Below are 23,661 nucleotides of genomic sequence, written 5' to 3' on the forward strand. Positions count from 1 at the left end.
AGTTCCGAAACATACGAATCAAGGAACTGCCCGCGGCGAAGACCAAAAAATAGCCCTGACCCTCTGAAAGCGAACCCGCCCGAATTTCGGGCGGGTTTTCCCGGCACGGCGGCAGGAATCCATAAATTACGCTATATATGTTCCATCGAATATTTACTATATTATATAGCTTTCGTGTCTTTGTAACGGGAACTTTGACAATTTGAAATGGAATACAAGGGAAATGGCCTTCAGAGTTGACAAATTATTACCTGAAATTTCCCATTATGTTGTTTGTCAGATATTTATGTTTAATTATATTTTGGATGCAAAAGTTTGGGAACCTTTTATCTTATAAAATAAATCCTTCAATTTTTAAGTTCCTATTGCAATAGCTTGTTGATTCAGCCGCAATTTTTCTTCAATCGAATAGAATTTGCTCATCCTGAAAATTTTTCATATCTTGCAAGAAGTTATTTGAAATGTGGTATTTTTGTGCAGTTAACTGAAAATAAACCGTTGCCATCTCGTTACCTATTCTCCTATACAAAAATGTAACGACCTGATAAATCAAGCCATGACATTGCTTTAATCCCGCACCCGCAAGGTTCGGTATTTTGTTTTATGCATTATCTTTGCGGTGGAAAACCCGGCAACCCGGACGGTTTGCTGCGTATTTGCCAAACAAACGAAAACGATTCGTATGGAAGAACACAATATCCTCATCCCCCTGCTGCTGACACTCGGCGCGGGCCTCGCCACGGGCATCGGCAGCGCGATCGCCTTCTTCGCCAAGCGCACCAACAAACGGCTGCTTTCGTTCTCGCTGGGCCTCTCGGGCGGCGTGATGATCTACGTCTCGTTCGTCGAGCTGTTCCAGCAGGCAAACACGACCCTCTCGGCCGAATGGGGCGCACACACGGGCATGATCGTCACCGTGGCGAGTTTCTTCGCGGGCATTCTGCTGATCGGCGTCATCGACCGGCTGGTTCCCTCGATCGAGAACCCCCACGAAGCACACAGAGTCGAGGAGATGGACCATCAGCCGCACAATCCCCGTCTGATGCGCATGGGCGTGATGACGGCGCTGGCCATCGGCATCCACAACTTCCCCGAAGGCATCGCCACCTTCACTTCGGCGGTGGACAACATGGCCCTCGGCGTAGCCATCGCCGTGGCCATCGCCATCCACAACATTCCCGAAGGCATCGCCGTCTCGATCCCGATCTACTACGCCACGGGCGACCGCCGAAAGGCTTTCCGCCTGTCGCTCCTCTCGGGCCTCGCCGAACCCGTCGGAGCCATATTGGCATGGCTGGTGCTGACGCCCTTCATGACCCCGACGCTGATGGGCTGCATCCTGGCCGGCGTGGCAGGCATCATGGTCTTCATCTCGATCGACGAACTGCTGCCCGCGGCCCGCGAATACGGCGAGGCGCACATCTCCATCTACGGCGTGGTGGCCGGCATGGCCCTGATGGCCGTGAGTCTGATCCTGCTGGCATGATCAAACAATTCAGAATTCACAATTCAAAATTCATAGTTTGGACATCTTACTCCTCATCATCGGCCTCGGACTGATCCTCGCAGGCGCGAACTTCCTGACGGACGGCTCCGCGGCGTTGGCGCAGCGGTTCCGCGTGCCGGAATTCATCATCGGACTCACGGTGGTCGCCGTCGGCACCTCGACGCCCGAACTGGTCGTGTCGGTGCTCTCGGCCATCGCAGGCAAAAGCGACGTGGCAATCGGCAACGTCGTGGGGTCGAACATCTTCAACGTCTTCGTCATCCTGGGCGTCTGCGCCCTGATCCGCCCCCTGCCGCTCACGGCGGGCAACATCCGCCGCGACATTCCGTTCGGAGTGATCGTATCGCTGTTGCTGCTGGCGCTGGCAGCGGACTCCTATGTCTTCAAAGGTGCGGCGGACCGCATCGGACGCATCGACGGCATCGTCATGCTCCTGCTCTACGGCGCGCTGATGTGGTACACGATCCGCACCACGAAACGGCCCGAGGCGACGGCCCCGGACGCCGGAGCGAAACCCGGAATGGCCGGATGGCTCATGGCCGCGATGATCGTCGGAGGCCTCGCCGGACTGATTTTCGGCGGCGAAATGTTCCTCCGCAGCGCCACGGAGATCGCCCGGCGGCTCGGAATCAGCGAATCGGTGATCGCCATCACGCTCGTGGCTGGCGGCACATCGCTGCCCGAGCTGGCCTCGTCGCTCGTGTCGCTGTTCAAGGGCAAGGCCGACATGGCGCTGGGCAACGTCATCGGATCGAACATCGCCAACATCCTGCTGATCCTGGGCTTGAGCGCGACGATCCATCCGCTCTCGATGGGCGGCATCACGGTCTGGGACCTGCTGATGGTCGTATTGAGTTCGGTGCTGCTGTTCCTCGCGGCCTTCACGTTCAAACGCCGGGCGATCGACCGTTGGGAGGGCGCGATCTTCCTGGCGATCTACGTCGCCTACATCGGGTATCTGATACGATAATCCGACCGCAAACCCACGGCTCACAGCCGTGTTTACAAATCTGCCCCTCCCCTAAATCCCCGCCTCGACGGGATTTAAAACGAGGAGTCGTCCGAACCGGCCTGCATCAGGTAACGGTCGACAAGCCGCGGCACGGCATAGTCGCCCAGCGAGTCGGCCGGGACGGCCATAGCAGCGGCGGCCGGAGTGAATGCAGGCGTTTCGATGCGGTGAACGACCGCATGAAGCCGCTGGTGAGACAGCTGGTGCCGGGGCAGGGAAACGCTGCGCACCAGATGCCACGGACCGTCGCCCAGCAGGCGACGGAACTGCGGCAGAGCCGCGAGGTCCGGGAATTCAACGGGAGCGTCGGTCTCGATCAGCGGAAACTCGTAAAGTCCCTGCCAGATGTCGCGCCCCTCGCGGCGGTGCAGCAGAACCCGGTCGCCCGAGGCGACGTGCAGGTAATTGAACCAGCGGTCGCGGACCCGGGTTTTGCCTCGTTTCACGGGACGGTCGGCGACGGTTCCGGCAGCGAGGGCCAGACAGCTCTCCGACAGCGGACATGCTTCGCAGCGGGGCGACGCGGGCGTACACTGAATCGCCCCGAAGTCCATGATCGCCTGGTTGTAGCGGCCCGGATGCGCGGCGTCGAGCTGCAACTGCGCCAAGCAGGCGAAAGCCCGTTTTCCGGCCGTGGTGTCGATCGGTTCGGCGAGGTCGAAGAGCCGCGAGAGCACCCGGTAGACATTACCGTCGACGACGGCGCACGGAGCGTCGTAAGCCGCCGAGCAGATGGCCGCCGCGGTATAGTCGCCCACGCCGCGCAGCGAACGCACGTCGTCCAACGAGCGGGGAAACACCCCTCCGAAACGCTCTACGACCTCACGGGCGGCGGCCCGGAGGTTGCGGGCGCGGCTGTAATAGCCCAGCCCCTGCCAGAGTTTCAGCACCTCGTCCTCGGGCGCGGCGGCGAGCGACGCAACGTCGGGAAAACGCTCCGTGAAACGGAGGTAGTACTCCATCCCCTGCGCCACGCGGGTCTGCTGGAGGATCACTTCCGAGAGCCAGATCCGGTAGGGATCGCGCGTACGGCGCCACGGCAGGTCACGACCCTCGCGGGCGTACCAGTCGAGCAGTATTTCGGCAATGCGGTTCATAACGGAAGACAAAAATACGACTTCGGAATCAAATTTGAAGCATTCCGCCCCAATTAAAACGAGATGCATATGGAAAAGAGGCACACTTTGGTCGACAACGCCGCCGAAAAGCGTTACGAGCTCGACCTCGGAGACGGCATGGCCCTGGCCGAATACGTTTTGGGACACGGACTTATCGTACTGACGCACACCGAAGTTCCCCCGAAGTACGAAGGTCGGGGCATCGGCAAGGAGCTGGTGCAGGGCGTGCTGGAGGACATCCGCAGAAAGAAGCTCAAGGTCGTCCCCCAATGCCCGTTCGTCGCGACCTATATCCGCCGCCACCCCGAATGGATGGACTTGGTGCTGACCGCCGAAAACAAGTAGGCCCGGGCAGGTTCGGCCCCCCACAACCGCCTGCCCGCAGGGAGCGCCCCGCCGCGAAACCGGACTCTTTTCGAAGGGTCCGATTCTGCCTCCTCCCGACAGGCATCTTCCCGCTCAATAAACACTTCCCGCTCAATAGATATAGGTATTCGCTTTTTCCGAAAAATTTCCGGCTCGAAATTTGGTTTATTTTATAAACTACTTTATATTTGTAATGAATTTACAAACCGAGCAGCCGCTCACAACCGGAAAAAGCCATGGAAATCACTCCCGCCCGCACCGACAAACGCCGCCTTTTCGCGCGCTGGTTCATCCGCCGCCTGACCACCTGCGTCGTGGTCTGCGCCTTTCTCGCCTTCGTCAACTGGCAAACCTCGCCCCACTACTGGTGGGTGCTGTGGGTCATCGCCGGATGGGGGCTGAACATCGCCCTGTCGCTCGCCTGGTATCTGTTCGACTGCGACGACGAATGCAATTACCGCAACCGCTGAAAAAAACGAAACGATGGACAACAAAAACTTCAACGCCGACCAAAGCATCGAACTCATCCAGCGCATGATCCGCGACACGCGCCGCAACCTTTCGTCGGGCAGCAGCAACCTCTTCATCCTATGGGGATACCTGCTCGCCGCAACCGCCGTCGGGATTTTCCTCCTGCTGACCTTCACCGAAAGTCGCGCCTGGCAATGGCTGTGGCTGCCCGCACTGGCCGCCGGATGGGCCGCTACGTGGTGGTACAACCGCCGCCGTGCTACGCAGGTCAAAAGCTACACCGACCGCCTGCTGGAACAGGTATGGGGATGCATAGCAGGTCTGGCCGCCTTTTCTACCTTCGTGATCTGCATGGAGCGGGAATGGCCTGTCGATCCGCTGTTCCCGGTCCTGCTGCTGATCAGCGCAGGACTTTTCATCTCGGGAACGGTGATTCACAACAAATATATGTATTACGTTTCGTGCTTCCTATTGCCGGTTGCCTTCGGCATCATCCGCGAATCGTGGATCAATGTCAACCCGGACGGCAACCTAATTCAGTTCGCCGTGGCGGTCCTCGTCGGGCTCGCAGGTTCGGGATACGCACTCAAACGACAAGTCAAACGCGACGCCGCAGAAGCTTCGGAAAACCGATAACACAATGGAAGACCGTAAACTCGAAGCCGCCGAAAGCCTGGCGCTAATCGGCCGCATGATCGAAAACACCCGCAGCCGCATGGTCCGCAACTCGGGCCGTCCGCTGCTGGCATGGGGCTACGCCACCGTACTGACGACGCTCGCCGTCTGGGGCGCAGTCCTCTATTTCCAAAACCCGCGCTGGAACTACCTCTGGCTGATGCTGCCCCTGCTGGGCTGGCTGCTGATGTGGGTTTCGCGCGAGAAGAAGCCCGAAGGCGAGGTGCGCACGTTCGTCGACCGCGTGATCGGGAACGTCTGGACGGTAATGGGTCTTTCGGCGTGGTTCGTCAGCATGCTGGCGCTCTTCACGCCCATGCGCCTGCCGATACTCTTCATCATTCTGCTCATCATGGGCATGGGAACCACCGTGACGGGGCTGATCATCCGCTTCACGCCCACCGCCGTCGGGGGCGTCGCGGCCATCATCCTCGCTCCGTTCACGCTGATCGCCGGCAACATGTGGCAGCCGCTGCTTTTCATCGCCGGATTCGTGGTGATGATGATCGTTCCGGAGCATATCCTCAACTACAAGTCGAACCACCCTGCCCGATAACGCGATGTTCAAAGAGCTGAATCCCCTGTTGCACTCCGAATTGAGGCTGGCCGTCGTTTCGATCCTCATCGGGGTCGAAAGCGCCGACTTCGTCTTCATCCGGCAGCAGACCGGAGCCACCGCCGGAAATCTCTCGGTGCAGCTGGACAAACTCGCAAAAGCCGGTTACATCGAAGTCGAGAAGACCTTCCGCCGCAAGATTCCCTGCACGGTGTGCCGCATCACCGACGCCGGGCGCGACGCCTTCGCCGATTACGTCGAGGCGCTGCAAAGCTATATAAAGAGATAAATATGGCTATACACAGGGGTTATTCGTCGCGTTTCGCGGCGGGAAGTGTTCCGCATTATCGCTTGCAGCGGAAGAAGAACGACATGAAGGCGAAGCGTTAAAAAACGGGGCCGGTTTGCTTGCAAACCCGCGTCAGGCGCCCGTTTTAGCACAGCCAAATGTCGTTCCCGCGAAAGCGACATGCGGATGGTTTTGCGCCGCTTTTGCCATCAAAAGCGGCAAACAATCGCGGCAAAGACGCGGTCCATTGGCAACTTTTGCCACCAAAAGGTGCCAATATCCCGCACGGAAGTGCAAATCAGATCGTACAGAAAAACGTCACCAGAAACGGGACGCTGAAATCGAGAGCACAGCCGTGGAAGATCGAAACCACGGCATAGGGCCGCCCGGCGGCCTGCGTGATGACGGGCAGCGTGGTGTCGAAGGTCGTCGCGCCGCCGATCGACACGGCGGCCAGAGGTCCGCACCAGCGCGCCACGAGCGGTGCGGCCAGCAGGGTGAAGATTTCACGCATGACGTTGCACAGCAGGGCGATCGTCGCCAGCTCCGGTCCCCGGAGGTCGGCGATGAAGATGCTCGAAAGCGAATAGTAGCCGAATCCCGCGCCCACGGCCAGCGAGTCGGTCAGCGACCAGCCGCCGAGCAGCGGCGCGGCGAGGGCCGCACCGGCCAGCGTGCCTACGGCCGTGGCGACGGGCAGCAGCGCCAGCCGCGGATCGAGCCGCCGGACTCGCTCCGCAAGGGTGCGGTCGTTGCCCAGCGTCACGCCGACGCAGAACATCAGCGCGTAAAGCACATAGGCGCTCATGCGCGAACCGGTCATGTCGAACGGCGCAAAAAGCCCCGCGACGCACCCCGCGACGAAAAAGGCGACGATCACCAGACTCCCTTTCAGGGCCGTCCACGCGGAAACGGGAGCTTCGTCCGCATCTCCGCCTTCGTCCGCAGACACGGCGCGGCCGCGAATACGCCGCCACAGCAACCACGCAGCGAAGACGCTCCCCGCAACGGACAGCGCGAAGATCGCAAAGGCGGCCGCCCCGAGCGTCGCCAGAGAGCCGACGACCGCCGGATCGGAACCGACCTCGACGCCCAGCAGGAACAACAGCGCCCAGATAATGAAGGTGATGAGACGTTGTACGAAGGCGAGGCGCCAGCCGACAAGCAGGCGCCCCGTCACAATGCCTCCGATGATGACGGCGAATATTGCAAGCATTCCGATTACTCCTTTTTCGACGTGAGTTTCTCGATCTGCCGCTCGGCCTCGGCTTCGAGGTTGGCAGCCTGCTTCTCGGCCTCCTGCACCAGCTTATCCCCGCCCTTCTCGGCGGCGATCCTGGCCAAAGCCCCCTTCGAAGCCGCGGCTTCGACGAGTTTCGCGCGCTGTTCCTGCGCGGCGGCGATGAGTTTCTCGCCGGCGCGCTTCGCCTCGGCGCGGAGGTTTTCAGCCTGTTTGGCGATCTCTTCCGAGAGCGACTCGCTGCCCGTGAGTTTCTGTATCTGCTCGTCGACGACGTTCTTCACGGCCTCCTCGGCGGCCTCCCTGATCCCGAGGGTGATCTTCGGCGAGGAGAACGTGCCGCCGATGTTCACGCCGACCGACTGGAGCGTCTTCCCGCCCGGAACGGCCACCCGGGCCTTGTAGTCGATGGTCTGGTCAAGCCCCGTCGAACCCGCGAGGTTGATGTTCACGCCGCCCATCTTCAGATCGAAGGGCTGCGTGGTGATGCGCCCGTCCTTAATGGAGAAACGAATGGCGACATCCCGGGCCTCGATTTTCCGCAGGTCGTCGTTGCCCAGCGCCTTGGCCAGGGCATCGAACGCCTCGATATTCTGCACATGGATATTGGCCGACTTGATCTCGCCCGCAGCGTTGAGCGACCGCAGGTCGGGAGACATGGCGGCGTCGAGCGACGTGCCGAGGTCGAGCGACAGCGAATAGTCGCCGCCCGTCTTGGCGAAGATCGGCACGAGTTGCTGCACCATCTCCAGCTCCTCGAAGGTCTTCCGGAACGAAGCGCCCGAAACGGCGGCATCGAGTTTCAGGACCGGACGCGCCGGATCGGCGGCCGTCGAGTAGCTGCCCGAAGCGGTGGCCCTGCCGCCGAAGACGCCCATCGCGAGCCGTTCGAGCGACAGCACGCCGCCGGCAACGCGCATCTCGCCCGAGATGTCGCCGATCGTCATCTTTTCGAAAAGCACCTTTCGCAGATCGGTGTTGAGCGAGAGGTTCAGGTTGCGCGGGACCTCGATGGCCCGCACCGGTTCCGCCGGAGCCTCTTCGTCCGCAGCCCCGCCTTCCGCCGAGGGCATGGCGTCCATGATCTCGTTCAGGTCGAGCAGCTCCGATTTCACGTAGAGGCGCCCCGAAAGCACGTCGTCCCGCAGCAGGTAACCGATGTAACCGGTCAGCTGGCCGTTGGCCGAAAGGTCGCTCCTGCCGACCGTCAGGCCGAACTCCCCGAGCGTCATCGCGGCGGGCGTGACGGTGGCCGCAGCGCGGCGGATACGGACCGCCGGGAGGTTGGGAAGCGTCAGCCCCACCCCTTCGACGACGAAGGTTCCCTGCGCGCCCAACCGTTCGTAGCGGTTCTTCTCGATGTCGGACATGCGGCCCGAAAGTTTTAGGTCCGCAGTGATCAGACCGCCCAGGTCGACGCCCTTTTCCAGCGGATAGACCTCCTTCACGGCTCCCAGGTCGACCCGTCCGTCGGCCGAAGCCCGGAAAACGGGGTCGCTGACGAGATTCGTGGCGTAGAAGGTCGCCGCAACGGAATTTCCGGCCATCCGAAGCCCGAATTTCGAGAGATCCACGACCGTCTTGTCCATCACCGATCCGGGGTTCGAGACCCTGGCGGCGATATTGATGTCCGTCACGGCCTTGGGCAGCGAGGAGTACTGGAAACTGCCGTTGCGGACCTCGGTTTTCAGTTCGAAGGCCGGAAGCGCCGGGCCGCGCATTTCGCCCCGGGCCCAGAGTTCCATCGACAGTTCACCGCCCGCCGTGAGGTTCTTGAACTCACGGGTGTAGAAGGCCGGGATCAGCGACAGCACGTCCTTGAACTGCACCTTGTCGCAGCCGGCCTTGAGGTCCATGGCCACGGCGTCGCCGTCCAGTTCGACCCAGCCGTCGAGACCGACCGAAATGGCGTTCAGGCGCAGCGTATTGCGCGAGAAGGTGAAGCGGTTGTTCGCAAGGTCGGCGTCGATCACGGCGACAAGCTCCGCCTCGGCGTCGCTCAACAGCGGAATGCCGCCCGACACGAAACGCATGGCGGCGGCCGTCAGCCGCAGGTCGAGGTCGGTGCGGTCGGCCGACATGTTGCCCCGGAGACGCAGCGAGAGAGGCGCGGTCGAGAACCGCATGTTCGTCGAATCGTCCTCGTAGCGGATCGCCGCATCGGAAATGCGGAAGTCGCGGACCGAAAGCCGGAACGACGACGGCGCGGGCTCCTCTGCGGGAACCTCCTCCGCGGGAGCCTCCGAGGGTTTCATCACGTCCCAGCTGACGGCTCCGTCGGCGAGTTTGTGCGTATGCACCGCCGGCGAGGCGAGGATGACCTTCGTCACCTCGAATCCGCTGTCGCCGAAAAGCGACATCAGATTGACGACCACAGAAATACGCCGTGCGGCGACGATCGTATCGCCTTCGAAACGGTCGACGCCCACCAGCGTCAGCCCCTTCAGTTCCACCGAAGCGTTGGGGAAATGGCGCAGCAGGCTGATGTCGAGTTTCTCGAAATCCAGCCGGGCGGCGAGCATGGCATTGGCCTCGCGCTTCACGATGTCGGCGATCTTGCCCCGGAGCGCGGCCGGCGCGATCAGGGCGATAGCCAGGATAACGACCACGGCTATAACCGCGATCTTCACGATTTTTTTCATTCCGTATCTGTTTTACAGGCAAAAACCGTGGTTTCCGCCTCCTTGAATCCCATTTTTGCGTACAGTCTGCGCGCAGCCCCGCGCGAAGGGTTGGAGGTGAGCATCACCTTCCCGGCGCCGACCGCGGCGGCATGCGCCTGCGCCGCGCGCACGAGCGCCTCGCCCGCCCCGAATCCCCGGGCCGCGGCGTCGACCACCACATCCTCGATCCACGCCTTGCGCCCCGACGGCACGTCGTACCACACCAGGGTCAGCGCCCCGACGACAGCGCCGCCGGACTCCGCGGTGAAAAGCGCTGCCGAAGGGTTCGCCGCCACTGCCCGCAGCCGCTCCCCGGAAGGGGCCTCCAGCCGCGGCGAAAGCTGCGGCATCAGCCGCCCGAACGCTTCGAGCAGCGAATCGGTGACCTCGGTCACCTGTCGCACCTCAAGTTTCATTTCAGCACAAAGATAACCTTTTTAACGGAAACGTTGCGGCAGTCTGCGGAAAAAAGCGTACTTTTACCCCGCAACGGGCCGCGCCCTGAAACGGCGCACAAAATAGCTGCGATTTGCAAAATAATATTATCTTTGTAATTCCAAAAGATACGACATCCGCCATGCGCAAACTGGTAATCATTCCGACCTATAACGAAAAAGAGAACATTTCGGCGATGATCGACAAGGTCTTCTCGCTGCCCGAACCCTTCGAGATACTCGTCATCGACGACGGTTCGCCCGACGGCACGGCCGCGATCGTCAAGGAGCGCCGGAAGGAGTTCCCGGAGAGGCTCCACCTCATGGAACGGGCCGGGAAACTGGGCCTGGGCACGGCCTACCTCGCGGGATTCCGCTGGGGACTGGAGAACGGATTCGACTACATCTGCGAGATGGACTGCGACTTTTCGCACAACCCCGACGATCTGGTGCGCCTCTATCGCGCCGCCGCCGAGGGCAACGACGTGGTGGTCGGTTCGCGCTACGTGCAGGGCGTCAACGTGGTCAACTGGCCCATGTCGCGCCTTCTGATGTCCTACTTCGCCTCGATGTACGTGCGTATCGTCACGCGCATGCCGCTGCGCGACGCCACCGCGGGATTCGTCTGCTACTCGCGCCGGGCGCTGGAGACGATCGACCTCGACGCCGTCCGCATGAAGGGCTACGGGTTCCAGATCGAGATGAAATACTCGGCCTGGCGGCTGGGAATGCGGCTCAAGGAGGTGTCGATCATCTTCGTCGAACGCCGCGAGGGAACGTCGAAGATGTCGGGAGGAATCTTCGGGGAGGCGTTCTTCGGAGTGCTGAAACTCCCCTTCCGCCGTATCCGCAAACGCAAATAATGCGGGGCCGGAAAGACAGCCCGGTCAGAAGGTGAAGAAATAATTCATAAAGAAATTCCAGAACGTCACCACGCCGATGGCAAAGAGTTTCGCCAGGTAGAAATTCAGGCGGAAACGGCCGTGCAGGACGTAGATGGTGGCGTTGTTGATCACCAGCCCGACAGCCGCGATGCCCAGGAACCGAAGGTACTGGCCCGTGATGTCGGGATTTTCGTTCTGGAACGTCCAGATGCGGTTGAGAATGTAGTTCGAAGTCGAGGCGCAGAGGAACCCCAGCGAATTGGCCACATATTTGTTCAGCTTCAGCCACTCCTTGCAGAGATAGGTGATGCCGAAATCGACGAAGACGCCCGAGCCGCCGACAACGCAGAATTTGAAAAACTGTTCTATCATAAATTTCCGACCTCCGTCGGGACGGATTTTCCGTTAAACCAATTCGTATAACCCTCCCGGCGCAGCGCAAACCCCACGTCGAAAGTCTCGCCGGCCAGCTGCGGCAGAACGGTGAAGGTCACCCCGCGCGTCAGTTCGCTGTCGGCCGGAATCGTGAAGGTCTCGCCGGTGGGGAACTCGTCGACCCGGAAACGCCCGTGTTTCCACAGCATCACCAGCTGCGTGTCGTCCGCACCCACGCGGATCGCATAGGGATAGGGATTCCTGATGCGCAGTTCGAGGCGCAGCGTCTCGCCCGCGGCCACCCGCCCGGGCAGGCCCGTAAAGGCGATGTCCACCAACCGTACGGGGTGGAAAGCCGGATCGACGAACCAGGTGAAACTCCGGCCGTTGGCCATCGTGAGGGTCCGCACCTGCCGGGTGCTGTCCGAGACGGTCCCGTCCGGGCATTCGACGAGCACTTCGCGGCCGATGAACTGCGAATCGTCGTCGCGGAACTGCCACTGATGCGTACGGTAACGGATATTGGGCTGGCAGTAGGCCTCGCCGCCCGTATAGAACGCATATTTGGCCGCAACGGCGTAACCGTAGCGGAAAACCACCGGACGGCCGTCGGCCTCGGCGGCGATGGCTGCGTAGCTCTCCGGATTGTTGAACACCTCGAAACGGATGCCCAGCGGGTTGAAGATCATCACCAGCCGCGCCAGGACGATCAGTCCGACGGTCACGCCCCCGGCCCGCATCACGTAACGGCGCGTGCGGGGATGCCGCCGCGCATAGGCGAACAACACGCAGACCAGTCCGAAGCAGGAGACGATCACCCACTGGGGCTGGACGTAACCGCGCAGCGACGAGAGCATGAAAAAGACAATAAAGGCCACGGGCAGGAACTTCAGCGCCCGCCCGACGGGGGTCTGCGGCTTCACCTTCCGCCATGCCTGCACGTAAAGCGGCACGAAGAAAGGATTGAAGACCACCAGCACGTTGGCCAGGAATTCGACGACGTAGCCGGGTCTGAAGACCGAGTTGCGGCCCGAAAGGTGGTAGGCGAACGACGCCCAGTCGTGCTCGTACTGCCACACGAGGTGCGGCACGAGCAGCAGCAGCGCCACCGCGCCGCTTGAATACAGGGCAGGACGCAGCAGCTGCCGCGGGTTGGCGGCCAGCGCGAAAAGAACCACCAGCGCGCCGTGGTATTTGCTGTAAGCCATCAGCGCCATGGCAATACCCATCCACAACCACGCCCGGCGGCGGTTTTCGGAAAACCATTTGAAAGTCAGCAGAAACAACGCCGTGGTGAACATCAGCGGCCCGTCGGGCACGGCGATGAAGCCGTAGAGCTGGAGCATCAGCGTCGCGGCCGACACCACGACGAACAGCGCGGCGTCGCGGCGACCGGCATCCGCCGGGCGGATCAGACGCCACAGAATCCAGAGGTAGAGGGGTTGCAGCACGGTGAAGAAAAACCGCACGCCCAGCTCCCCGCCGAAGAGACGCTCTCCGGCCCAGACCAGCAGCGCCGTCACGGGCGGATGGTCGAAATACCCCCATGCGAGCCGTTCGGCGAACATATGGTAGTAGGCCTCGTCGTTGGCAAGCTCCGTAAAGCCGGCCTGCACGAGGTTTGCAATCCACCACACCCCGAGCCACAGAAGGACCAGCCTGTCGGCCCCCAGCGAGGCGTATGACTTTTTGAAAGATGCTTCCATACCGGGAAGCAAAGGTAGAAAAATTTATCCGTTCCGCCTAAAAAAGCCCCGCTTTGTCCCCGAAACCATCCGGCAGCCCCGCAGCGAGGGGGCGGACAGCGACGCAGGCCGGCCGCAAAATCACGCGCCGGGCAAATTTTTCAGGCCCGGAGACGGGCCGTTTGGAGGAAATGAACTATTTTTGCAGCCGTTATGAAAACCAGACAAGAACTGACCGAAATCCTCGATTTCATTGCGGACTACGCGACCTACCTGCTCGCATCCGGCGTCCACACCTCGCGTGTGATCCGCAATTCGCAGCGTATCGGACAGTCGCAGGGAGTCGACATTCAGCTGTCGAGTTTCCAGAAAAGCACGATCCTCACGGTCCGCGACGACGCGACGGGCGAAGCCGTCACCCGCGTGGTGAAGATTCCCGCCCTGCCGATCAGTTTCGAACGCAACTCCGACCTGAGCGCCCTGAGCTGGGATGCCCTCGACGACCGGCTCCCCCTGGACGAAATCCGCCGGCGCTACGGGGAGCTGATCGACAAACCGCGCATCGACCCGATCTTCGTGCTGGTGACCGTCGGACTGGCCAACGCCTCGTTCTGCCGTCTTTTCGGCGGCGACTGGACAGCCGCGGGCATCGTCTTCACCGCCACGCTCGTGGGGTTCGCCGCCCGGCAGCGGATGCAGGCGCACGGCGTCAACCACTTCCTGATCTTCATCATCTCGGCCTTCATGGCCTCGCTGTGCGCCTCAGCGGCCCTGCGCTTCGACTGCACGGCGGAGACGGCCCTCGCCACGAGCGTACTGTACCTCGTGCCGGGCGTGCCGCTGATCAACGGCGTGATCGACATCGTCGAAGGCCACATCCTGATCGGGTTCAGCCGGCTGATCAACGCCCTGCTGCTGATCATCTGCATCGCCATCGGGCTTTCGGCGACTTTGCTAATGGTTAAAAACAGCCTGCTATGATCGCTGCGGACATTCTTCTCGACGGGTTTTTCGCGGCCGTGGCGGCCGTCGGCTTCGGCGCCGTCTCCGATCCCCCGATGCGCGCCTTCCCGCGCATCGCCCTGCTGGCCGCCGTGGGACACGCCCTGCGGTTCTGCCTGATGAACTGCGCCGGCATGGACATCGCCACGGCGTCGCTCTGCGCCGCAACGGCCATCGGCTTCGGAAGCCTCTGGCTGGGCAAGGCCATCCGCTGCCCGATGACGGCGCTTTACATCCCGGCGCTGCTGCCGATGGTTCCGGGCATCTACGCCTACAAGACGGTCTTCTCGCTCATCATGTTCCTCCAGTCGCTCAACGACCCGGGCCAGGGCATGCAGTACATGCAGCTGTTCTTCCTCAACGCCACCGTGTCGTTGAGCGTCATCGCCCTGCTGGCCGCCGGAGCCACGCTGCCGATCTTCGTCTTCAACCGCCGGGCGTTCTCGCTCACGCGGCGCAGAAAAAACGTGAAATAAACCTTCCGCATGGAGACTTTCTGGAATACCATCGCTTCCTACAACGCCGCGACATGGCCCGCACAGCTCGCGCTGACGCTGGCGGCCGTCGTCCTGACCCTGCTGCTCTACTTCCGCCCCTCGCCCGCCGTGCGGATCGCGATGAAGGTGTTCATGGCGCTCCTGAACTTCTGGATCGCCGGGGTCTATTACCTCGTCTGCTGCGAGCCGCGCGAACACCACGACCTGCTGGCGCTGTTCTGGGCCATCATGGGGTGCATCTGGGTCTACGACCTGGCGGTCGGGCACGCCTCGCTGCAACGCACGGGCAACCACAAGGCGTTCGCCGCGCTGCTGTTCGCCATGCCGCTCGTCTACCCGCTGTTCTCGCTCCTGCTGGGCCGCACCTTCCCGATGATCACCTCGCCGGTGATGCCCTGCTCGGTGGCGGTCTTCACGATCGGGCTGATGCTGGCCTTTTCGGAGAGAGTCAACATCGTGCTGGCGATGTTCCTCTGCCACTGGGCGCTGATCGGACTTTCGAAGGTCTACTTCTTCGGCATTCCGGAGGATTACCTGCTGGCATGCAGCATCGTCCCGGCGCTGTACCTCTTCTTCCGCGAATACATCCGCGACAACGCCGGGCGGCCCACGAAACCCTCGCCGCGGGTGCTCAACGCGCTGCTCGCGGTGATGTGCCTGATCATCGGGTGCTTCTTCGCCTTCACGCTGCTGCACCAGCTCAACCTCTTCACCGACTGCTGACACGCCGCACACACGCAAAAAAAGCGCCCGGCCAACCGGACGCTTCTTTTTTTGCGGCAGACACCGCCTATTCGTTGCGGCGCAGGTCCCACTTGTTGTTGGCGCCGATGACGGCCTCCACCAGGTCGTCGCCGTAAACCGCCATGTTCGAATAGGTCTGGCCGTAGGTCATCGTGGCGTTCGAAGCCCCCGCGAAATCCATCAGCACGATGCCGGCGTTTCCGCGGAAATCGGGCCGGTTCAGCTTGTCCGCCGTATAGCGGTTGTAGCGGTTGGCGCAATAGTCATAGTCGCCCAAAGCCCCGAGGATGCCAAGCCCCGTCACGCTGCAATGGTCTCTGTCATAGCAGCTCACGTAGTTCATACACCAGCGCGCGACGTCCGTCGCATTGTAGGTGTAGGCGATGCACTCGTCGATGGCCGCATACTTGCTCACGCCGTCCGAAGCCCCGTTCTTGATGTTGTAGAGGTCGTTGACCTTGATCGGAGCCGCCTCGCCGGTGTTGCCGTGGAGCGAGGTCTCGAAGACCACCTTATCGTTCGTCCAGTTCAGATAGGCCCCGAGATACTCCCCGCCATTGTCCGATTTATAATCTTCGCGGATGACGAACAGGATCTTGCCCCGGGCGTCGGCGAGCGTCATCCGCGGCGTGAAGTCGGCGATACGGCCGTTGCAACGGGACTTGATGTAGCTCACGACACTCTTGTTCCACCCTCTTTTATTGGCGTTGGTGGAGGTGTTCTCATATTTCATATGCACGAGCAGCGTCTCGCCCGGATGCTCCTCCAGGAAACGCACGAAGCGGTCGAGCACCTGCGAAAGCAGGAAGGGCGACAGCTCCTGCCGACCGGACGCGCCCGGCGTATAACCGCCGCGGGCCGGATCGCCCAGCACGGAGATGCCGTGATGAATCGGAAGGTCCTTTACGGAAGCCGAAGACGCGCAGGGACGCAGGTCGAACATGCGGACGCCCGCCGCCAGCTGCTCCTCGATGGAAAGTTCCTGCGCCTTGGTGACTTTCGTTGTGTTGGTGTTGCCTAACCAGGAAAGCAGCCATTTGAAATGGTATCTCTCTTGCGGCATACCGCTCTTATATTCGTAGTGCGAGCCGTAGATCGCGCAGGCGTCGTGCGATCCGGGAATGGAGATCTGCGAGAGGAAAGCGTTATCGGGCAGGTATTTCATCCAGTCGGACCGGTCCGAGGCAATGTGCTGGGCCTGGGCCGGCATGTCGCCGACCGAGAACGAATAGCGGTGTCCGGCCCGGAGCGTCGCCGGCGTGGTGTAGCTGTAAGTCCGCCCTTGGGTCGTAACGGCCGTCAGCGTCAGGCCGCGGATGTCCTGCGGCAGCATAAAGGCCGTCACCACGATTTTCGAGCCGGCATTGATCCGGATATAGGGCGCATCGCCCGTCGTCAGATGGAGCGCCAGCACGTTGGAACGCCTGTCGGGATCGACCGTGCTGACGTTGGCGGCGATGTCGTGGGTAAACTGTCCGGCCACGGCGTCGTTCGCGCTCGAAAGGACGAGTTTCTGCACCTCGACCGTCTCGGAAAATCCCACGGACACGGCTACCGTGGTCATCAGCGGACGGAATGCAAACGAAACCACCTCGCCTTGGGCCACATCCTCGGCGCAGGCCGACATGCAGGCATACTGCATGTTGCACTCCCCGTTGTTGCAGGTCTGGACGGCAGGGACCGCCGCCACGACGATCGAACCAGCATTGGCCCGGATCGCCCCGGAGGGATAGAAGGCGTAAAAGTCGTGCAGCCCTTCGCCCCAGACCATCCCGGTATCGCTCAAATCGGCCTCGCTTTCGGTCGCCCCGGAGACGCGGACCTCGACCGTCGCCCGCTGCGGAGTCGTCTGCGGAGAGATGACCTCCACCCGATCGCCGCTGCGCCAGTAGATCGGCCAGGAGCCGTTCGTCAGCGGGCCGTATGCCGTACGGGTTTCAGCCTCCGGCGACTCGTCGCCGTCGTCGATCGAAAGGCGGCAAACGACGGGATTTCCCGCCGCTGCCGGTTCTTCGGGGCGGGTCCATGCCGTCGTTCCGGCATCGTCCTCCCCGCATCCCGCCAGCAGAAGCGCCAGCAGCGACAAGCGGAAAACAGAACTGTATTTCATATTTTTTGATTTTCAATAGGTTAAATCCCCGTTATCCGAATAGTCCTCCGAAGTCGGACCCAACTCACCCCCGTCGGGCTGCGAGATTGCAAACCCGGCTTCCACCGCAACTGCGAAGACCTCCAGTTCCGGTTTTGTATAAACTGCTTTCATACTGGATATGGTTATATATAAATCGGGACGGCTGTTGCATCCGTCCCGATCGTATGTATTTTGCCGTGCCAAGATCTATTCGACCGTATAGGTAAAGTCGGCAAACTCCAAGTGATGCTCACCCAACGTATTAGAAACTTTCACCATGATCCGCTGACCGTTGGTGACCGTAAAGGTATGGGAGTGGGAGACATTATCGGACCTCGGAATCAAACCCTCGGCATGAGGGCTAATCTTATTGATGTCCCTGAGCCAGTCCGATGTAATCGGACCGTTATCCGTTACACCGATCCAATAGTTAGCGCTTATTGCTCTGTTGGTCGCCGCCGTAAAAGATACCGTTACTGTCTTGGTTCCGTCGCACTGGATCGGAGCCGTCACAAATGCGCCGTTATTAGAGTTATTGCCCCCCAGAGCGACCTGCAACTGGATCCGGTTCTTCCCTTTAAGTTTATCACCTCTGGCGGTGTTTGTCGTATTCTTCAATTCGGCACGATAGAAATACCAGTCCTTGAAAATACCCGTCGGGTCAGTGGCGGGATCGACGGAGTAAAATTCATTATTTTTATAGGTACCCGTACCGTATTTCGAGTTTACACCATCGGGAACCGTAAGCATAAAGCGTTTCGTTCGGCAGGGAACATTCATCGTATAGTGGGTATTGCGCTTCAGACCGGCCAGCTGGAACGATTTGTCCGAATAGGTCATGCCGTCGGTGGTCGTAACATGTACGCTCATTTTCGAAGCGACGCCGACGGGCAGCAGGCCCACGGTGAACTCCTTCCGGTCGGTCTCCACGGTGAGCGAGTTGGTCAGGGCCGAAGCGGAGAAAGTTCCGTCGGCATTGACCGTACCGGCCGTCGGCAGCACGTTGTCGTCGGTGGTGAAGGTGACGTATTTCGGGGTCTCGTTGGCGCCCAGAGCGAGCTTCATCCCGATACGGGCCATCAGCGGTCTGAAAGTCAGCGCAATGGGCAGGACAGTCGTTGTCTCGTCGACCACGAACGGGGTCTCGTACACGGTCGAGAACATAAAGTCGTAGGCGGCCAGATCCGTCGAGCAGTAAGCATCGCCCCACGTATGCGTGAAGGTCTTGTTTACGGCGTCGAACGTGGCGGCGCAGAAGGGATAGTGGGCTGCGGCGCACGTGTAGCTGCCGACGGGCACGCTGCCCGAGAAGGTCGTGGTCGCGCCCGTCCTGTCGGCCGTGAATTCGCAGACCTCCGTCGTGGAACCGTTGTAGAGAGATACGGCGACCTTGTCGCCTGCGACCCAGGAGGTCGTCGTGCCGTCAACCGATGTGCGGGTTTCGCCGGAAGCCGCGTTCTCGGGGATGGTCACCTGAACATATTTCCGCAAGTCCTCCGGAGCGGAAACGCCGTCATCCTTGCTGCATGCACCCATGCCGACTGCGGCAAGAGTCGCTATAATCAATAATTTTTTCATCGTGCATTCTCTGTTTTGAATGTTGGTTTTCGGGTATCCGATCTCATCAGTAGGTTTCGTCGTATCCCAGCTCACCGCCGCCTTCTCCCGGCTCGATGTCGCTGCTTACAGCAAACCCCTTTTCGACGCGGACGGAGATCAGAAACAGCTCCGGTGCCTCATAAGGCATTAACAATTTATTCATGGCTTCTTTTTCGTTGAATGTGACGTTTGTATATGATTCGGCTGAATTATTCCACAATGACGGCGCGGTTCAGTTCCGGCTCGGCGAACCGGTTGTTCGTATCACCCTCGGCCTTCCTGACCAGACGCTCCGGAGCGACGCCGTACTTGTTTTTCAACAGGTCGTAGACATACTCCATCCGCTGCTCGCTCAGACGCTGGTTCAGCTCCCGGTTGCCGGTATCCTTGTCGGCCGAGCCGATCAGCGTGAAGGTCTTGTCGCTGTCGAGCTTCATGGCATTCCTGACATAGAATTCGAGGTTCGTCAGCTCCTTGCTGTCGAGCGTGGCCTTGCCGATCCTGAAGAAGAGCACCACGGGCGATGCGGAGACCTTCTGTTCGACGACGACCTTGGCGGGCGCGTTGCGCAGTTTCTCGTTCTCGTCGTTCAGGACGGAATTTTTCGAGGCAAGGTCGGTGTTGTTCTCCTCAAGATTCCGAATCCGGTCGAGATAGGGCGTAACGTCCACCGGCTGCACGTTCGAGGCGCGCACGAAGCCGCGGCGGTTGAACTTGTAAGCCAGGCCGGCCGTCACCGAAAGCATTCCCTCGCCGGTGCGGCCGCCGGTCACACCGTCGAAACGCTGGTTGACGAGCAGGCAGCGGGCTTCGAGCGTCAGGTCGAGCGAGCTGCACAGGCGCACCACGTTCAGCAGGCCGGCATCGAAGCCGATCTCGTTGTCATGGGCGTCGTTGCCGTAGGAGCGCGCCCAGCCGACACCGACAAAAGGCACGAAATTCCACGTACGGCTCTCCTTGTAGCCGCTCACGGCGTTCGAGAAGTTCCACATGGCGTCGGCGTGCAGGTACATCACGCCGAATTTTTCCCGGAACAGGCCGCCGTCTGCGCTCTTGGCGTAGAGCGTTCCGGCAGAGGTCCAGCCTTTGGCCTGCAAGCCCGCGTAGCCGACGCGCGCACCGATCGAAGGCGTGAACCATTTGCCGACATGGATGTCCATCGCCGGAGCCAGGCGCTTCCCGAATTTTCCTTCGGAGTCGTTCTCACCGAAATAAAGGTTCACACCTCCGGCCACTCCGACGAAAACATTATCGAAAAAGCGATTGGTTTCATAAGGCCCCCGTACGATGCGGTTCTGCGCATCCCGGTTCCCGTTTTCCTGGGCAGAAGCAAATCCGCTCGCGAAAACGAACAATGCAATAATGTAGAGACGTTTCATTTTTCGGGTTATTAATTAAGTGTGTTGTTCCGCATGTTCTGTCGTTTGTAAATTCATATGGGGCAATTTGGCCCTGCTCCGTTCGGACAGCGCCGGGGAGTCGAGTTCGTCGACGTAGATGCTCGAGAGATATTCGCGCGTCAGCGCGTCGTACCGTTTGTTCACCTTGTGCAAAGGCTGCATCGTGTAGGTGTTCTCGTACGACCAGAAAGCATTCGATGTCTCGTGGATGCCGCCCTCCAGCCGGATGACCAGATCGTACAGGCTCGGGCGGACATCGGGATTCCACTCGTAGGTGGTCCGGCTCGACTGGATGTCGCAGGTCACAAAGTCGGTCTTGGCAACCAACTCCCGCAGGGCGCGGCGATACATATAGGTATCCGCATGCGGAGCCACGCAAGCCGCCAGCAATTCGGAGCTTTTCATGGGAGGAACCCCGGCTTCCGCCGCCTTGCGCAATGTGAGCAGAATCTTCACCGCCCACAAAATCTTAAGAGAGAGTGTCAACTTGTAATCTGTTTTAATACAACCGGTACACCATTCTCCCGAGTCCCATTACTGTAAATAATGGGTCTTGTTTACATAAAGCAATGACAGTCAGCTAAAAAAGACATATTTGAACACGATGCAGAGCCAAAAACCGGATTTTATGTCCGCAACCCGGTCCGAAAAATGAGATGAATATGCAAAACACGAATAATCAGATTATTATCGAATTATTTGCATTTTTTTAATATAAAATATTTGGTTATAATCAGAAATAACCTTACCTTCGCAGACGATGGGAATTGTTTAAATAGCAATCATTTATGTCCCGAAGACACATTATTTACAGTAATGGGCCTTGTTTCCGTCATCCGCACCGTTTTTTCCTTGTATCCATTTGATCCGAATATCGCCTGAATCGGTCCGATCTTCACAGATTGATGATTTTCCGATTGGCTTTGTCGATGACGCTGCGGTCGAGCTGCGCAAGATAGACGCGCGTCGTCCGCTCGGAGGTATGCCCCATGCCGGCGCTGATCACCGTCAGCGGCGTGCCGCAGTCGCGGGCCAGCGTCGCCCACGAGTGCCGGGCCACGTAAAAGGTCAGCGGCTCGGAGATTCCCAGCAGCTCGCCGATTTTACGGATGAATTTGTTCAGCTCGCGCTGCTGCTGACGATAGGCGCGGTAGCTGTCGTCGGCGGTCAAGACGGGCAGCACGTAGGGAGAATCGCTGTCGTAGCGGTCGATGATTTTTTGCAGGGGCGCTTCGACGCGCAGGGAGAGCGTCTGGCCTGTTTTTTTGCGCCGGTAGGTCAGCACTCCGTCACGGACATCGCTTTTGCGCAGGTAGATCATGTCGACGAACGACATGCCCCGGGTGTAGAAACTGAACATGAAAAGATCGCGCGCCAGCGCATATTTGGGATGCAAGGCCGAGAGGTCGGCACCGCCGATCCGCCGGAGCGTCTCGCGCGGCAGGGCGCGCTTGCGGGTCGCCACCTGTTTGATGAGCCTGCGGCGAAAAGGATTGCTGCCCGCAGCGGGGAAAAGCCCCTGTTCGACGGCCCGGTTGTAAACGGCCCGCAGGGAGCGCATGTGGAATACGACGGAATTGGTCCCGAGACCCCGCGCCAGAAGCCACCGCTCGTAATGTTCGAGCCATTCGGCGGTGAACTGTTCCGGAGGCAGCTTGCCTCCGCCCACATACCGGACGAGCATACGGTAGGCCATCCGGTAGTTTGCAGTCGAACCGTTCCGCCCCGTCCGTTCGCACTCCCCGACGTGGCGTGCGAAACAGGAGATAAAATCAGGGAGGGTTTTGTTGCGGGTCGCGCCCGCAAATACGGCCTGCCCCATGTAAGCAAGGCAGGACATGCCGGTTAAATCTGGTAAGTGCATCATAGAATAAAATTTAGTGAAACTGCGTTGCAAGATAGGAAGCCGCAAATCAAAGACCGCCTGAAGTCACCTAAAGATTCGCAGAAACGGCGGAAGGCCCGACCACCGGGCACAGTTTCGAGAGCCGAAAGGAGCATAGGAGGGTCCGGCCATGCGCTTGCAGAGGAAGCATGACGCACAAAACAGAGGAAAACGGGAACAGCGCACGACGCGGAACAAGAATACGGTTATTCACGGAGTCAGGATCGCCGCCATCCGGAACCGAAGGACGACATGGCGGGGCACATGCCGCTCACCAACGGCGCAACAGCCGCAAAGGAAACCGGATACCGTGTCGGGAAGAGCAAGAAAAACCCGGAAATGGCGATGGATGCAGCCGACACGTCTGCCGGGCGATCGCCGAAGCGGCGGGCGGCGAAGTCGGATTCCCGTCCGAACCGGATGCGGCCGGCAGGAAAACGAAAGTCCCCATCCGCAATGCCATCCGGCATTTTTCACGCCTCATGCACACCCCGGCAAAAGCAAAACGTCGCCTGATCAATTGACCAAGCGACGTTTTCAGTACCCGGAGCCGCATTTGAATATATTAAATTCTATTAAACTTAAATAGAGGCAAGAATGAATAAATTTATATTTATTTTATTTATTATCAATAATATATAAATATTCAATCATTTTACCAGATAAATTCAGATTGAACATATTTTAGCAGATGTGGGGAAAATGCGGGGAATTTTTCGTATTTTTGCTCTGTCAATCCGGAATCTGGGTACTATGAAAATAACTCTCATCATCAAAAAGAGCGTAAAACGCTATGATACAGAATACCGACCCGGCTCACCATCAACCCCAATCTTTGGGACGACAAGGCCGAACAGGTCAAAAGCAAAATTGTTTGCGATGACGAAATGCGTTCCTATTACAACGATGAAGCCCGCAAACTCAAGTCCTACCTCGAAAAAGCCTATCAATCCCGACAGGTGGCAGAGCCGCAGAAAGAGTGGCTGAAAGAGGCATTGGAACAATATTACAATCCGCAAAAGTACAATATCGAAACGGCCACGGAAGAAACGGCCAAACCGACATTGATCGCATTGTTCGACGAATTTCTCGAAAAGCACCGTCTTTCCGATGTCCGCAAAAAGAATT

The 23,661-nt window shown here is 59.6% G+C and carries 24 protein-coding genes and 1 pseudogene; 12 read left to right on the forward strand and 13 right to left on the reverse strand.

Going from position 1 to position 23,661, the window contains the following annotated elements; all coding sequences use genetic code 11:
* Positions 1-682: 682 nt before the first annotated feature.
* A complete protein-coding gene (gene zupT / locus BHV64_RS07500) occupies positions 683-1,486 on the forward strand; it encodes a zinc transporter ZupT (RefSeq protein WP_288115699.1) in 804 nt (267 codons plus the stop codon).
* Between the two features lie 37 nt (positions 1,487-1,523).
* The gene (locus BHV64_RS07505) at positions 1,524-2,477 is read left to right on the forward strand and encodes a calcium/sodium antiporter (RefSeq protein ID WP_195285875.1); all 954 of its coding nucleotides are present in this window, start codon (positions 1,524-1,526) and stop codon (positions 2,475-2,477) included.
* 74 nt (positions 2,478-2,551) lie between these two features.
* On the opposite strand, the gene mutY is transcribed toward BHV64_RS07505, so the two are convergent.
* Positions 2,552-3,616, reverse strand: a complete 1,065-nt coding sequence (mutY, locus tag BHV64_RS07510; protein ID WP_288115700.1) for an A/G-specific adenine glycosylase — start codon at positions 3,614-3,616, stop codon at positions 2,552-2,554.
* A 69-nt stretch (positions 3,617-3,685) separates the two neighbouring features.
* Between mutY and BHV64_RS07515 the strand changes: the two genes are divergently transcribed.
* The 5 genes from BHV64_RS07515 to BHV64_RS07535 all read left to right on the forward strand — a co-directional run bounded on the left by BHV64_RS07515 (position 3,686) and on the right by BHV64_RS07535 (position 5,994).
* A complete protein-coding gene (locus BHV64_RS07515; protein WP_217727833.1) occupies positions 3,686-3,982 on the forward strand; it encodes a GNAT family N-acetyltransferase in 297 nt (98 codons plus the stop codon).
* Between the two features lie 257 nt (positions 3,983-4,239).
* Positions 4,240-4,473, forward strand: a complete 234-nt coding sequence (locus BHV64_RS07520) for a 2TM domain-containing protein (protein WP_015547999.1) — start codon at positions 4,240-4,242, stop codon at positions 4,471-4,473.
* Between the two features lie 13 nt (positions 4,474-4,486).
* Positions 4,487-5,110, forward strand: a complete 624-nt coding sequence (locus BHV64_RS07525; protein WP_217727832.1) for a hypothetical protein — start codon at positions 4,487-4,489, stop codon at positions 5,108-5,110.
* A gap of 4 nt (positions 5,111-5,114) precedes the next feature.
* Positions 5,115-5,705 (forward strand): hypothetical protein, encoded by a 591-nt coding sequence (locus BHV64_RS07530; protein ID WP_288115701.1) that lies wholly within the window; start codon positions 5,115-5,117, stop codon positions 5,703-5,705.
* A 4-nt stretch (positions 5,706-5,709) separates the two neighbouring features.
* Complete coding sequence (locus BHV64_RS07535) at positions 5,710-5,994, forward strand: winged helix-turn-helix domain-containing protein (RefSeq protein ID WP_217727830.1); 285 nt, start codon at positions 5,710-5,712, stop codon at positions 5,992-5,994.
* Positions 5,995-6,292: 298 nt separating this feature from the next.
* Here BHV64_RS07535 and BHV64_RS07540 read toward each other — a convergent pair whose 3' ends face one another.
* The 3 genes from BHV64_RS07540 to BHV64_RS07550 are packed head-to-tail and all read right to left on the reverse strand — an operon-like array spanning position 6,293 to position 10,313.
* Positions 6,293-7,210, reverse strand: coding sequence for a lysine exporter LysO family protein (locus tag BHV64_RS07540; RefSeq protein ID WP_229094906.1), 918 nt, complete (start codon positions 7,208-7,210; stop codon positions 6,293-6,295).
* Between the two features lie 5 nt (positions 7,211-7,215).
* Complete coding sequence (locus BHV64_RS07545; RefSeq protein ID WP_217727829.1) at positions 7,216-9,876, reverse strand: AsmA family protein; 2,661 nt, start codon at positions 9,874-9,876, stop codon at positions 7,216-7,218.
* Positions 9,873-10,313, reverse strand: coding sequence for a GNAT family N-acetyltransferase (locus BHV64_RS07550; protein WP_118406921.1), 441 nt, complete (start codon positions 10,311-10,313; stop codon positions 9,873-9,875). The genes BHV64_RS07545 and BHV64_RS07550 overlap by 4 nt, the downstream gene beginning before the upstream one ends.
* Positions 10,314-10,474: 161 nt before the next feature.
* Between BHV64_RS07550 and BHV64_RS07555 the strand changes: the two genes are divergently transcribed.
* Positions 10,475-11,194, forward strand: coding sequence for a polyprenol monophosphomannose synthase (locus BHV64_RS07555; RefSeq protein ID WP_288115702.1), 720 nt, complete (start codon positions 10,475-10,477; stop codon positions 11,192-11,194).
* A gap of 24 nt (positions 11,195-11,218) precedes the next feature.
* Here the strand turns inward: BHV64_RS07555 and BHV64_RS07560 are convergent, their stop codons facing one another.
* On the reverse strand, positions 11,219-11,587 hold the full coding sequence (locus tag BHV64_RS07560) for a GtrA family protein (protein ID WP_195579488.1): 369 nt from the start codon (positions 11,585-11,587) through the stop codon (positions 11,219-11,221).
* On the reverse strand, positions 11,584-13,296 hold the full coding sequence (locus BHV64_RS07565; protein ID WP_217727828.1) for an ArnT family glycosyltransferase: 1,713 nt from the start codon (positions 13,294-13,296) through the stop codon (positions 11,584-11,586). The genes BHV64_RS07560 and BHV64_RS07565 overlap by 4 nt, the downstream gene beginning before the upstream one ends.
* A gap of 192 nt (positions 13,297-13,488) precedes the next feature.
* Here BHV64_RS07565 and BHV64_RS07570 point away from each other — a divergent pair, with 192 nt between their 5' ends.
* The 3 genes from BHV64_RS07570 to BHV64_RS07580 are packed head-to-tail and all read left to right on the forward strand — an operon-like array spanning position 13,489 to position 15,497.
* Positions 13,489-14,256, forward strand: a complete 768-nt coding sequence (locus BHV64_RS07570; RefSeq protein ID WP_015548013.1) for a threonine/serine ThrE exporter family protein — start codon at positions 13,489-13,491, stop codon at positions 14,254-14,256.
* Positions 14,253-14,753: a threonine/serine exporter family protein gene (locus BHV64_RS07575; protein ID WP_015548014.1), complete on the forward strand. Its 501-nt coding sequence runs from the start codon at positions 14,253-14,255 to the stop codon at positions 14,751-14,753. The genes BHV64_RS07570 and BHV64_RS07575 overlap by 4 nt, the downstream gene beginning before the upstream one ends.
* Positions 14,754-14,762: 9 nt before the next feature.
* Entirely contained in the window at positions 14,763-15,497 is a 735-nt protein-coding gene (locus BHV64_RS07580; RefSeq protein ID WP_022061258.1) for a DUF6064 family protein, read from the forward strand.
* A 67-nt stretch (positions 15,498-15,564) separates the two neighbouring features.
* Here the strand turns inward: BHV64_RS07580 and BHV64_RS07585 are convergent, their stop codons facing one another.
* From BHV64_RS07585 to BHV64_RS07615, 7 genes are all read right to left on the reverse strand, one after another.
* Positions 15,565-17,628, reverse strand: a complete 2,064-nt coding sequence (locus tag BHV64_RS07585; RefSeq protein WP_217727827.1) for a fimbrillin family protein — start codon at positions 17,626-17,628, stop codon at positions 15,565-15,567.
* Positions 17,629-17,640: 12 nt separating this feature from the next.
* A complete protein-coding gene (locus tag BHV64_RS07590; protein WP_015548017.1) occupies positions 17,641-17,781 on the reverse strand; it encodes a hypothetical protein in 141 nt (46 codons plus the stop codon).
* A 75-nt stretch (positions 17,782-17,856) separates the two neighbouring features.
* Positions 17,857-19,227 (reverse strand): fimbrillin family protein, encoded by a 1,371-nt coding sequence (locus tag BHV64_RS07595; RefSeq protein ID WP_217727826.1) that lies wholly within the window; start codon positions 19,225-19,227, stop codon positions 17,857-17,859.
* Positions 19,228-19,273: 46 nt separating this feature from the next.
* On the reverse strand, positions 19,274-19,411 hold the full coding sequence (locus BHV64_RS07600; RefSeq protein ID WP_022061261.1) for a hypothetical protein: 138 nt from the start codon (positions 19,409-19,411) through the stop codon (positions 19,274-19,276).
* A 46-nt stretch (positions 19,412-19,457) separates the two neighbouring features.
* Positions 19,458-20,627 (reverse strand): OmpA family protein, encoded by a 1,170-nt coding sequence (locus BHV64_RS07605; RefSeq protein ID WP_138266230.1) that lies wholly within the window; start codon positions 20,625-20,627, stop codon positions 19,458-19,460.
* A gap of 15 nt (positions 20,628-20,642) precedes the next feature.
* Positions 20,643-21,134 (reverse strand): hypothetical protein, encoded by a 492-nt coding sequence (locus BHV64_RS07610; RefSeq protein ID WP_022061263.1) that lies wholly within the window; start codon positions 21,132-21,134, stop codon positions 20,643-20,645.
* A gap of 409 nt (positions 21,135-21,543) precedes the next feature.
* Positions 21,544-22,515, reverse strand: a complete 972-nt coding sequence (locus tag BHV64_RS07615) for a tyrosine-type recombinase/integrase (RefSeq protein ID WP_044054606.1) — start codon at positions 22,513-22,515, stop codon at positions 21,544-21,546.
* A 771-nt stretch (positions 22,516-23,286) separates the two neighbouring features.
* Between BHV64_RS07615 and BHV64_RS13270 the strand changes: the two are divergent.
* Positions 23,287-23,661: pseudogene (locus tag BHV64_RS13270) on the forward strand (recombinase); the annotation flags it as partial.

Origin of the sequence: Alistipes sp. 56_sp_Nov_56_25 (assembly GCF_001915285.1) — a bacterium.
In the GTDB taxonomy this organism is placed as follows: domain Bacteria; phylum Bacteroidota; class Bacteroidia; order Bacteroidales; family Rikenellaceae; genus Alistipes; species Alistipes shahii.

Excerpts from the sequence above, each read along its gene's own strand:
- zupT (WP_288115699.1), top strand. The coding sequence starts at position 683 with ATGGAAGAACACAATATCCTCATCCCCCTGCTGCTGACACTCGGCGCG.
- mutY (WP_288115700.1), bottom strand. The coding sequence starts at position 3,616 with ATGAACCGCATTGCCGAAATACTGCTCGACTGGTACGCCCGCGAGGGT.
- BHV64_RS07515 (WP_217727833.1), top strand. The coding sequence starts at position 3,686 with ATGGAAAAGAGGCACACTTTGGTCGACAACGCCGCCGAAAAGCGTTAC.
- BHV64_RS07520 (WP_015547999.1), top strand. The coding sequence starts at position 4,240 with ATGGAAATCACTCCCGCCCGCACCGACAAACGCCGCCTTTTCGCGCGC.
- BHV64_RS07525 (WP_217727832.1), top strand. The coding sequence starts at position 4,487 with ATGGACAACAAAAACTTCAACGCCGACCAAAGCATCGAACTCATCCAG.
- BHV64_RS07530 (WP_288115701.1), top strand. The coding sequence starts at position 5,115 with ATGGAAGACCGTAAACTCGAAGCCGCCGAAAGCCTGGCGCTAATCGGC.
- BHV64_RS07535 (WP_217727830.1), top strand. The coding sequence starts at position 5,710 with ATGTTCAAAGAGCTGAATCCCCTGTTGCACTCCGAATTGAGGCTGGCC.
- BHV64_RS07540 (WP_229094906.1), bottom strand. The coding sequence starts at position 7,210 with ATGCTTGCAATATTCGCCGTCATCATCGGAGGCATTGTGACGGGGCGC.
- BHV64_RS07545 (WP_217727829.1), bottom strand. The coding sequence starts at position 9,876 with ATGAAAAAAATCGTGAAGATCGCGGTTATAGCCGTGGTCGTTATCCTG.
- BHV64_RS07550 (WP_118406921.1), bottom strand. The coding sequence starts at position 10,313 with ATGAAACTTGAGGTGCGACAGGTGACCGAGGTCACCGATTCGCTGCTC.
- BHV64_RS07555 (WP_288115702.1), top strand. The coding sequence starts at position 10,475 with ATGCGCAAACTGGTAATCATTCCGACCTATAACGAAAAAGAGAACATT.
- BHV64_RS07560 (WP_195579488.1), bottom strand. The coding sequence starts at position 11,587 with ATGATAGAACAGTTTTTCAAATTCTGCGTTGTCGGCGGCTCGGGCGTC.
- BHV64_RS07565 (WP_217727828.1), bottom strand. The coding sequence starts at position 13,296 with ATGGAAGCATCTTTCAAAAAGTCATACGCCTCGCTGGGGGCCGACAGG.
- BHV64_RS07570 (WP_015548013.1), top strand. The coding sequence starts at position 13,489 with ATGAAAACCAGACAAGAACTGACCGAAATCCTCGATTTCATTGCGGAC.
- BHV64_RS07575 (WP_015548014.1), top strand. The coding sequence starts at position 14,253 with ATGATCGCTGCGGACATTCTTCTCGACGGGTTTTTCGCGGCCGTGGCG.
- BHV64_RS07580 (WP_022061258.1), top strand. The coding sequence starts at position 14,763 with ATGGAGACTTTCTGGAATACCATCGCTTCCTACAACGCCGCGACATGG.
- BHV64_RS07585 (WP_217727827.1), bottom strand. The coding sequence starts at position 17,628 with ATGAAATACAGTTCTGTTTTCCGCTTGTCGCTGCTGGCGCTTCTGCTG.
- BHV64_RS07590 (WP_015548017.1), bottom strand. The coding sequence starts at position 17,781 with ATGAAAGCAGTTTATACAAAACCGGAACTGGAGGTCTTCGCAGTTGCG.
- BHV64_RS07595 (WP_217727826.1), bottom strand. The coding sequence starts at position 19,227 with ATGAAAAAATTATTGATTATAGCGACTCTTGCCGCAGTCGGCATGGGT.
- BHV64_RS07600 (WP_022061261.1), bottom strand. The coding sequence starts at position 19,411 with ATGAATAAATTGTTAATGCCTTATGAGGCACCGGAGCTGTTTCTGATC.
- BHV64_RS07605 (WP_138266230.1), bottom strand. The coding sequence starts at position 20,627 with ATGAAACGTCTCTACATTATTGCATTGTTCGTTTTCGCGAGCGGATTT.
- BHV64_RS07615 (WP_044054606.1), bottom strand. The coding sequence starts at position 22,515 with ATGATGCACTTACCAGATTTAACCGGCATGTCCTGCCTTGCTTACATG.